This window comes from Saccharopolyspora sp. 7B (genome assembly GCF_020177435.1).
GTDB classification, from domain to species: Bacteria; Actinomycetota; Actinomycetes; order Mycobacteriales; family Pseudonocardiaceae; genus Saccharopolyspora_C; species Saccharopolyspora_C gregorii.
On record NZ_JAIUKC010000039.1, the window covers coordinates 1 to 8684 of the forward strand.

An 8684-nucleotide genomic window follows, 5' to 3' on the forward strand; every position below is an offset into this window, starting at 1 on the left:
GCCGCCCCCGGCGCCGTGGGGCTCCGCGCCCCCGGGGGGGGGGGGCCGGGGGGGGGGGGGGGGGGGGGGGGCGGCCCCCCCCCCCCCCCCCCCCCCCCCCGCCAGGGAGCCTCCGGTCCGCAGTGGACCGGCGGGATCAGGGAGCCAGCCGCTCCACGGCCCACTGATCGTCGCCGCGCCGGAACCGCAGCCGGTCGTGCAGCCGGTCCGGCCGGCCCTGCCAGAACTCGACGGCCTGCGGGACGATCCGCCAGCCGCCCCAGTGCGGCGGCACCGGCACCTTCGCGTTGTCGCCGAAGCGCCGTTCGATGCCGTTGAGCGCGGACTGCAGCGCCTCCCGCCCGGTGACGACCCGGGACTGCGGGGAGGCCCAGGCGCCGAGCTGCGACCCGCGCGGGCGCACCGCCCAGTAGTCGGCGGTCTCCTCGGCGCGCACCTTCTCGACGGTGCCGCGCACGTTGACCTGCCGCTGCAGCGCCAGCCACGGGAACGTCGCCGCGGCCACCCGGGTCGCGGTGAGGTCGTGGCTCTTCGCGGAGGTGTAGTTGGTGAAGAACACCAGGCCGCGCTCGTCGAACCCCTTGCACAGCACGGTCCGCGAGGACGGGTACCCGTCGGCGTCCGCGGTCGCCAGCACCATCGCGTTCGGCTCCTGCACCTCCGCCCGGACGGCCTCGTCGAACCAGATCCGGAGCTGTTCGTGCCAGGTCTCGGCGAGCACCGCCTCGTGCAGCGAACCCGCCTCGTAGGACACCCGCATGGACGACAAAGTGCCGGTGCTCACGGTGCTTTCGGACATCCGTTCCCTTCCTCCCTGACCCGACTGGTGGTGCTGTTCATCGACGGCGCCGGAGGATACGAGCTCGCCCGGTCGACGCGGTCGCCGCGGACCGCGCCACGGCACCGCTACGACGGTAAACGGAGTGGGAACCCGGGCCGAACCAGCGGGGACGCCACGATCGATTCCGCAAACGATGCAGTGACAGCGGGCACACTCGAATGGCCGCGGAACCGCGGCCGGTTCGTCCGGTTCGACCGGTGGCCGCCGCCCGCGGGTCGCCGTGCGGAAGGGACGCCAACGCTTCCGGGTGGCCGGCTGGTGCTTCCGGGTGGTGTTGCGGGCCGCCGGACCTCGCGCCCCGGCCGACCTCGCGCACCAGGCCGGGCCGCGCACCCGGAACTCGCCGGACCCCCGCGGGGGACGAGCCGCGGGTGAACCCGTCGAAACAGGAATTGATCCGGGTCGGCACCGGTTTCGCGGGATCGTCACGAGCTCCGGCCCCGTTCCGCCGTGTGATCTTCGCCATCGGGGCGACCCGCACCGATTGCCCGCGGCCGCGGCGCGGGTGCACTGTTACCCGCGCAGCACAGGCGGCGACCGATCGCACTCGTGCTCATGCACCCCGCCACGTCCGCCGCGCGCCCCCGAGGTGCGCGGCAACCGGAACGACTCAACGAGGAGACGAGGCAACCATGGGCACCAGCACCGACGGCACCGACTTCCGCCCCGGCCTGGAGGGCGTGGTCGCCTTCCAGACCGAGATCGCCGAGCCGGACCGGGACGGCGGCGCGCTGCGCTACCGCGGCGTGGACATCGAGGACCTCGCGGGCAAGGTCTCGTTCGGCGACGTCTGGCAGCTGCTCGTCGACGGCGCCTTCGGCCGCGGCCTGCCCGACGCGGGCGGCGCACCGCTGCCGGTGCGCACCGGCGACGTCCGCACCGACGCGCAGGCCGCGATCGCGATGCTCGCCCCGGCGCACGGCTTCGCACCGCTGCTGGACATCACCGAGGACGCCGCCCGCGACCAGCTGGCGCTGGCGACCGTGCTCGGGCTGTCCTACGTGGCCCAGTCCGCGCGCGGCACCGAACTGCCCGCGGTCCCCGCCGAGCGGATCGCCGAGGCCACCACGCTCACCGAAGCGTTCCTGACCCGCTGGCGCGGCGAACCGGACCCGGCGCACGTGCAGGCGCTGGACGCCTACTGGGTGTCGGCCGCGGAGCACGGCCTGAACGCCTCCACCTTCACCGCCCGCGTCATCGCCTCCACCGGCGCCGACGTGGCGGCCAGCCTGTCCGGCGCGGTCGGCGCCATGTCCGGCCCGCTGCACGGCGGGGCGCCCGCCCGGGTGCTGCCGATGCTCGCCGAGGCGGAGCGCACCGGCGACGCCCGCCGCGTCGTCGAGTCCATCCTGGACGGCGGCGACCGGCTGATGGGCTTCGGCCACCGGGTCTACCGCGCCGAGGACCCGCGGGCGCGGGTGCTGCGCAGCACCTGCGAGCAGCTCGGCGCGCCGCGCTTCGAGGCCGCCGCCGAGCTGGAGCGGGCCGCGCTGTCGGTGCTGCGGGAGCGGCGCCCGGACCGGCAGATCGAGACGAACGTGGAGTTCTGGGCCGCGGTGATTCTGGACTTCGCCGAGGTCCCGACCTCGATGATGCCCGCGATGTTCACCTGCGCCCGCACCGCCGGCTGGTCGGCGCACGTGCTGGAGCAGAAGCGCACCGGGCGGCTGGTGCGCCCGTCGGCGCAGTACGTCGGACCGGAGCCGCGCTCCCCGCAGCAGGTCGAGGGCTGGGACTCCGTCTCGGCGCTGCCGGTCGCCGCGGTCTGATCCCGGGGCCCGCGCGGTGCCGCACCGCGCGGGCCACCCAGCGTGACCGAGCACCCGCCGGTGATCACGGACCGTGCCCGGCTCGGTAGGCTGGGGCGGCACGGCGGCGCGCTCCCCGGAACGCGACGCCGCGCACCCGGGCGGGCACGGCGGGGCACCGCGCCCCCCTGAGCGAAATGCCTGGTCACAGGCACTGATTTCGATCACAGCGCGGTCGGGTTGCTGGCCAAAGAGCCGCCCGCGCAGTAAGTTGCCCCACGGCTCCGGCAACCGCGGCGCGGCGGGATTTCACCGATCCGACCCGTAGCCGCGGCACGCATCGAGCCCCGAACCGGCAACGGCGCCGGTCCACCCGAGGCGACCCGGGGTCCGCCGAACCCCGTCGTCCACCCGCGGGCCCGCCCGGCCTGGGCGCGGCAGCCGCGGGGCAAGCCGATTCGACAACTCCCGGAGGCGCCGGAATGACGCAGGCCGAAACCGACCCGACCACCTTGAAGCTGCCCGCCGAGCTCCTGCCGTCCGACGGCCGCTTCGGCTGCGGCCCGTCCAAGGTCCGCACCGAGCAGCTGGCCCGGCTGGCCTCCGACGGCGCCGCGGTGATGGGCACCTCGCACCGGCAGAAGCCGGTGAAGTCCCTGGTCGGCCGGGTCCGCGAAGGCCTGGGCCAGCTGTTCTCGCTGCCCGAGGGCTACGAGGTCGTGCTGGGCGTCGGCGGCACCACCGCGTTCTGGGACGCCGCGACCTTCGGCCTGGTGCGGGAGAAGTCGCTGCACCTGACCTACGGCGAGTTCTCGCAGAAGTTCGCCAAGGCCGCCAAGGCCGCCCCCTTCCTCGGCGACCCGATCGTCGTCTCCGCCGAGCCGGGCGACGCCCCCGAGCCGGTGTCGGACCCGAGCGTCGACCTGATCGGCTGGGCGCACAACGAGACCTCCACCGGCGTGATGCTGCCCCCGTCCCGCCCGGTGGGCTCGGAGCAGGCGCTGATCGCGGTGGACGCGACCTCCGGCGCGGGCGGGCTGCCGTTCGACGCGTCCGCCGTGGACGTCTACTACTTCGCGCCGCAGAAGTCCTTCGCCTCCGACGGCGGGCTGTGGCTGGCCGCGCTGAGCCCGGCCGCGATCGAGCGCATCGGCGAGATCGGTGCCTCGGGCCGCTGGGTGCCGGAGTTCCTGTCGCTGCCGACGGCGCTGGACAACTCGCGCAAGGACCAGACCTACAACACCCCCGCGGTGGCGACGCTGTTCCTGCTGGCCGACCAGATCGACTGGATGAACGGCAACGGCGGCCTGGACTGGTGCTCCTCCCGGACCCGCGAGTCCTCGCAGCGGCTGTACCAGTGGGCGGAGGCGTCGAGCTTCGCCACGCCGTTCGTGCAGGACCCGGCGAAGCGCTCGCAGGTCGTGGTCACGCTGGACTTCGACGACTCGATCGACGCGGCCGCGATCGCCAAGGCGCTGCGCGCGAACGGCGTCGTCGACACCGAGCCGTACCGCAAGCTGGGCCGCAACCAGCTGCGCGTCGGCACGTTCCCGGCGGTCGAGCCGGACGACGTCACCAAGCTCACCGGGTCCATCGACTGGGTGGTCTCGCAGCTCACCTGAGCGCGGCGCCCCCATCCGACCTGGTCGCCACCGCACCATGGCGACCGGCACATCCGTGTCACCCGAACTGGCTCTTGATCACTTGCTGTGATCGGAATTGCGGCGGATTTCGTCAAGTGTTCGCATGTCGACCGCTGTTCAGGCAAGATCGGGTAGGGAGAGGATGGTCACGAAGCGACACCGAACCCGGCGTGGCTCCCCCGTCAAGGGGGCACGCCGGGTTACGGTCACAGCTTGGTGACAACGACCGGGGAGGCTAGCGTATGCGCGCGCTGCGGGTTGTCGGGCTTGACGAGGACGGTGAGACCGTCATCTGCGAGGACCCGGAGAACGGCGACCGCTTTTCCGTGCCCGCCGACGAGCGGCTGCGGGCGGCCGCTCGCGGCGACCTGACCCGGCTGGGCCAAGTCCAGATCGAGATGGAGGCGCAGATGCGCCCCCGCGAGATCCAGGCGCGGGTCCGCGCCGGGGCCTCGGTCCAGGACGTCGCCGCCGCGGCCGGGATCCCCGAGCAGCGGGTCGAGCGCTACGCCTACCCCGTCCTGCTGGAACGCGCGCAGATCGCCGAGCGCTCGCAGCGCGCCCACCCCGTCCGCGAGGACGGCCCCGACGTGCAGACCCTCGGCGAGGTCATCGCGCACACCTTCGGGATGCGCGGCCACGACCTCACCGACGCCGACTGGGACGCGTGGCGCGGCGAGGACGGCAAGTGGGTCGTCCGGTTGCAGTGGCAGGCCGGTCGCTCCGAGAACCGGGCGCACTGGGTGTTCCACCCGGGTGCGCACGGCGGCACCGTCGCCCCGCTCGACGACCACGCGGTCGACTTGCTGGACCCGTCGCCGAACCGGCCGCTGCGGACCGTGCGACCGGTGACGGCGCTCGCCCGGGAGGCGTTGGAGCTGGACGAGACCGAGGAGGAAACGGTCGACGCGGCCGCGGAGGACACCGCGCCGCCGCCCGCTCCGCCGAAGCCCTCGACCCCGGCGATCCCCGCGCTGGACCTGGACACCACCCCACCGGCGCCGGCCGAACCGGAACCAGCCGGACCGCTGGCCGAGCAGGCCGGCGAGGACGACCTGGAAGCGGTGGAGGACGAGGCGGCCCGCAAGACCGAACCGGCCCGCCGCCGCAAGAACCACCCGATGGTCCCGTCCTGGGAGGACGTCCTGCTGGGCGTCCGCTCGCACCGCTAGCCCCAGCGCTCGACGACGGCCCCTCCGGCACCGCGCCGGAGGGGCCGTCGCACGTCCGGGCCCCGCACGTCCGGTCCCGCGGCGGCCCACCTCGCGCCGCGCCGTGTCAGCCGAGCAAGGACAGCAGCAGGGCGAGCCAGGCGAGCAGGACGCCGCCCGCCGCGCCGAACGCGACCCAGCGCCACACCGGCAACCGGCGGCCGATCCAGATCGAGGGAGCGAACCCGCCGACCACCACGACGTTGACCAGCACCGCCAGCAGCAGGTTCACCTCGCCCAACCCGATGCTCACCACCACGAGCGAGACGGTGACGAGCGCGGCGATGACGACGGCGACGGCGCCGCCGGTGGCCCACGGCGTCGGTTCCGGCACCGCGCCGACCGGGCCCGCGCGGCGGACCCGGCTCACCCGGCCGCGCGCGGGGTCCCAGTAGCCGACCTCGCCGCCGGTCTCGGCGGCCAGCCGCGCGGCGAGCTGGCGGCCGCGGCGGGCCATCAGGGTCGCCGAGCTCTCCCCCGCGATGTCCTGGTCCGGCGCCACCGCCTCCACCACGTGCGCCCACTCGTGCAGGTCCTCGACGAGTTCCGCGGGCAGCGCGAGCCGCGCGGGGTCGTACTCGCGGACCGGTCGCTCCCCGGCGCGTTCCGGGCGGTCGACGAGCACGGCACGTCCCCGGCGCACCCGCAGCTCCCACCGCGAGCGCTGCGCGGCCCCGATCATCTCGCCCCGCTCATCGCGTGGAAGACGATCGCCCCGGCGGTGGCGACGTTGAGCGAGTCGACCTCGGGGCTCATCGGGATGCGCACCGGCAGGTCGGCCGCGGAGATGGTGTCCTCGGCCAGGCCCGGTCCTTCCGAACCGAGCAGCACCGCGACCTTGCCCCGGTCGAGCCCGGCTTCGGCCAGCGGGGCCGCGGTGGCGCGCGGGGTCAGCGCCGCGGTCCGGAAGCCGTGCTCGGCGAGCAGCGGCAACCCGCCGGGCCAGTCGTCGAAGGTGGCGAACGGGACCCGCAGCACGTGACCCATCGAGACGCGGATGCTGCGCCGGTACAGCGGGTCGGCGCAGCCCGCGCCGAGCAGGACGCCGTCGATGCCGAGCGCGGCGGCGTTGCGGAACAGCGCGCCCAGGTTCTCGTGGTCGCCGACGCCCTCCAGCACGGCGAGCCGCTGGGAGCGGGCGATCAGGTCCTCGGCGGTGGTGGCCGGTGCGCGGTCGGCGACGGCGAGCACGCCCCGGTTGAGGTGGAAGCCGACGACGGCGCTCATCACGTCCGGCTCCACCGCGTACGCGGGCACGTCCACCCCGGCGAGCGGCTCGTCGAGCGCGTCGATGCGGCGGTGGACGCCCAGCAGCGCGCGCACCGGGTACGGCGAGGCCAGCAGCCGCTCGACGACGACCACGCCCTCGGCGATGACGAGTCCGCGCCCGCCGGGCCGGTCCGGGCGGCGATCGGCGGTGGCGAGGTCCCGGAAGTCGTCGACGCGCGGGTCGTCGACGTCGGTCACCTGGTGCACGCGTGCCACGGCACGCATCTTCGCATTCGGCCCCGGTCCGACCGGCAGCATGTCGCGATCTCGCCGGGCGATGACCCAGGTCACAGCGGCGAAGCGTGCGCGGTGGGCATAACGGGTACTTCCGCACTGTTAGTTGTAGAGAGCAAGCTGTTGTCGTCGCCCACCACGATCCGGACCCGGCCGGGACGCCGGATGCGGGAGCCGCGGCGCCGGGACCTCGATCCCCGGTGGCCGTGCGACCCGGCACGACGACGACCGCACCTGGGGTTCACCGGCCGCCCGCACCGACACCGCCGCCGCGCGCACGAGACGGCGGCCAGCGATGAGGAGACGTATGTCCACCGCCGAGGAGGCCACGATCGACGGCGCGCAGCGCCGGCTGGGGAGCAAGACCAAGTTCGCCCTGATCCTCGGTGGGCTGACGGCCTTCGGGCCGCTGTCCATCGACATGTACCTGCCCGCACTGCCGCAGCTGACCGCGGAGCTGGGGGCTTCGGAGTCGCAGGCGCAGCTGACGCTGACCGCGGTGCTGCTCGGGTTGGCGCTGGGCCAGCTGATCGCGGGGCCGATCAGCGATTCGGTCGGCAGGCGCCGCCCGCTGCTGGTCGGACTCGTCGTCTACATCGTCGCGTCCGTGCTGTGCGCGCTGTCCGGTTCGATCTACGCGCTGGCCGCGCTGCGCGCGTTGCAGGGCGCGGGTGCCGCGGTCGGCATGGTGATCGCGCGGGCCGCGGTCCGCGACCTGTACTCCGGGGTGGAGGCCGCGCGGTTCTTCTCCTCGTTGATGCTGGTGACGGGCCTGGCCCCGATCCTGGCGCCGGTGATCGGCGGCCAGGTGCTCGCGCACACCACGTGGCGCGGGGTGTTCGTGGTGCTGACCGCGTTCGGCACCGTGCTGCTGCTGGTGGCGGCGTTCCTGCTGCCGGAGACGAAGCCGGAGCGGTGGCGGCAGCCCGCGCGGCTGGGCAGCACCTTCCGCACCTTCGGTTCGCTGCTGGCCGCGCCGTCGTTCCTGGGCAACGCGCTGGCCGGCGGGCTGGGCATGGCGGCGATGTTCGCCTACATCTCCGGGTCGTCGTTCGTGCTGCAGAACATCTACGGGATGTCGCCGCAGACCTACAGCCTCGCGTTCGGGGCGAACGCGATCGGGCTGGTGCTGGCCGGGCAGATCAACGCGCGGCTGGTGGGCCGGGTGGCCACCGAGGCGCAGCTGCTGGTGGGTGCGCTGCTGGTCTCGTCGGTGGCGGGCGCGGTGCTGCTGACCTCGGCGGTGCTGGACCTGCCGCTGCCGTTCCTGCTGGGCGCGCTGTTCGTGATGGTGGCGGCGCTGGGCTTCGTCATGCCGAACACGACGATGCTGGCGCTGGCCGACAACCGCGAGGTGGCCGGGAGCGCCTCAGCGCTGCTGGGCGTCTGCCAGTTCATCGTCGGTGCGCTGGCCGCGCCGCTGGTGGGCCTGGGCGGCACCGGTTCGGCGGTGCCGATGGCGACGGTGATGTTCGGCGTCGTGGTCGCCTCCGCGGTGGTGTTCCTGACGCTGGGTCGGCGCGGCACGACCCGCACCGAGGTGGTGGCCAGCTCCGCTGGGCAAGCGACCGCGGCCCCCGCCGAGCGTCCTGCCGCCGAGCGCCCCGCCACCGAGCGCTGAGCCTGTCCCGGGGGGGGGGGGGGGGGGGGGGGCCCCCCCCGCCCCCCCCCGCGACACCAGGCCCGGTAAGCGGGGGGGCCGGCCAAGAGGGGGGGGCGGGGGGCCGGGCCCCCCCCC

At 74.6% G+C, this 8684-nt stretch carries 7 protein-coding genes; 4 read left to right on the forward strand and 3 right to left on the reverse strand.

Annotation, left to right across the window (positions count from 1 at the left end):
* Positions 1-136 precede the first annotated feature (136 nt).
* Positions 137-799 (reverse strand): pyridoxamine 5'-phosphate oxidase, encoded by a 663-nt coding sequence (gene pdxH, locus LCD33_RS08065; protein WP_224962349.1) that lies wholly within the window; start codon positions 797-799, stop codon positions 137-139.
* A gap of 674 nt (positions 800-1473) precedes the next feature.
* Here pdxH and LCD33_RS08070 point away from each other — a divergent pair.
* The 3 genes from LCD33_RS08070 to sepH all read left to right on the forward strand — a co-directional run bounded on the left by LCD33_RS08070 (position 1474) and on the right by sepH (position 5404).
* A complete protein-coding gene (locus tag LCD33_RS08070; protein ID WP_224962346.1) occupies positions 1474-2610 on the forward strand; it encodes a citrate synthase 2 in 1137 nt (378 codons plus the stop codon).
* Between the two features lie 461 nt (positions 2611-3071).
* Positions 3072-4211 carry a phosphoserine transaminase gene (gene serC / locus LCD33_RS08075; protein WP_224968554.1) on the forward strand — a complete coding sequence of 380 codons (1140 nt, stop codon included), beginning with the start codon at positions 3072-3074 and terminating at the stop codon, positions 4209-4211.
* Positions 4212-4474: 263 nt separating this feature from the next.
* Positions 4475-5404 carry a septation protein SepH gene (sepH, locus tag LCD33_RS08080; RefSeq protein WP_224962343.1) on the forward strand — a complete coding sequence of 310 codons (930 nt, stop codon included), beginning with the start codon at positions 4475-4477 and terminating at the stop codon, positions 5402-5404.
* A gap of 106 nt (positions 5405-5510) precedes the next feature.
* On the opposite strand, the gene LCD33_RS08085 is transcribed toward sepH, so the two are convergent.
* Positions 5511-6125, reverse strand: coding sequence for a DUF2537 domain-containing protein (locus LCD33_RS08085; RefSeq protein ID WP_224962341.1), 615 nt, complete (start codon positions 6123-6125; stop codon positions 5511-5513).
* Positions 6122-6937 (reverse strand): RNA methyltransferase, encoded by an 816-nt coding sequence (locus LCD33_RS08090; protein WP_224968552.1) that lies wholly within the window; start codon positions 6935-6937, stop codon positions 6122-6124. The genes LCD33_RS08085 and LCD33_RS08090 overlap by 4 nt, the downstream gene beginning before the upstream one ends.
* A gap of 316 nt (positions 6938-7253) precedes the next feature.
* On the opposite strand from LCD33_RS08090, the gene LCD33_RS08095 reads away from it, so the two are divergent.
* Complete coding sequence (locus LCD33_RS08095; protein WP_224977674.1) at positions 7254-8567, forward strand: multidrug effflux MFS transporter; 1314 nt, start codon at positions 7254-7256, stop codon at positions 8565-8567.
* Positions 8568-8684: the final 117 nt, after the last annotated feature.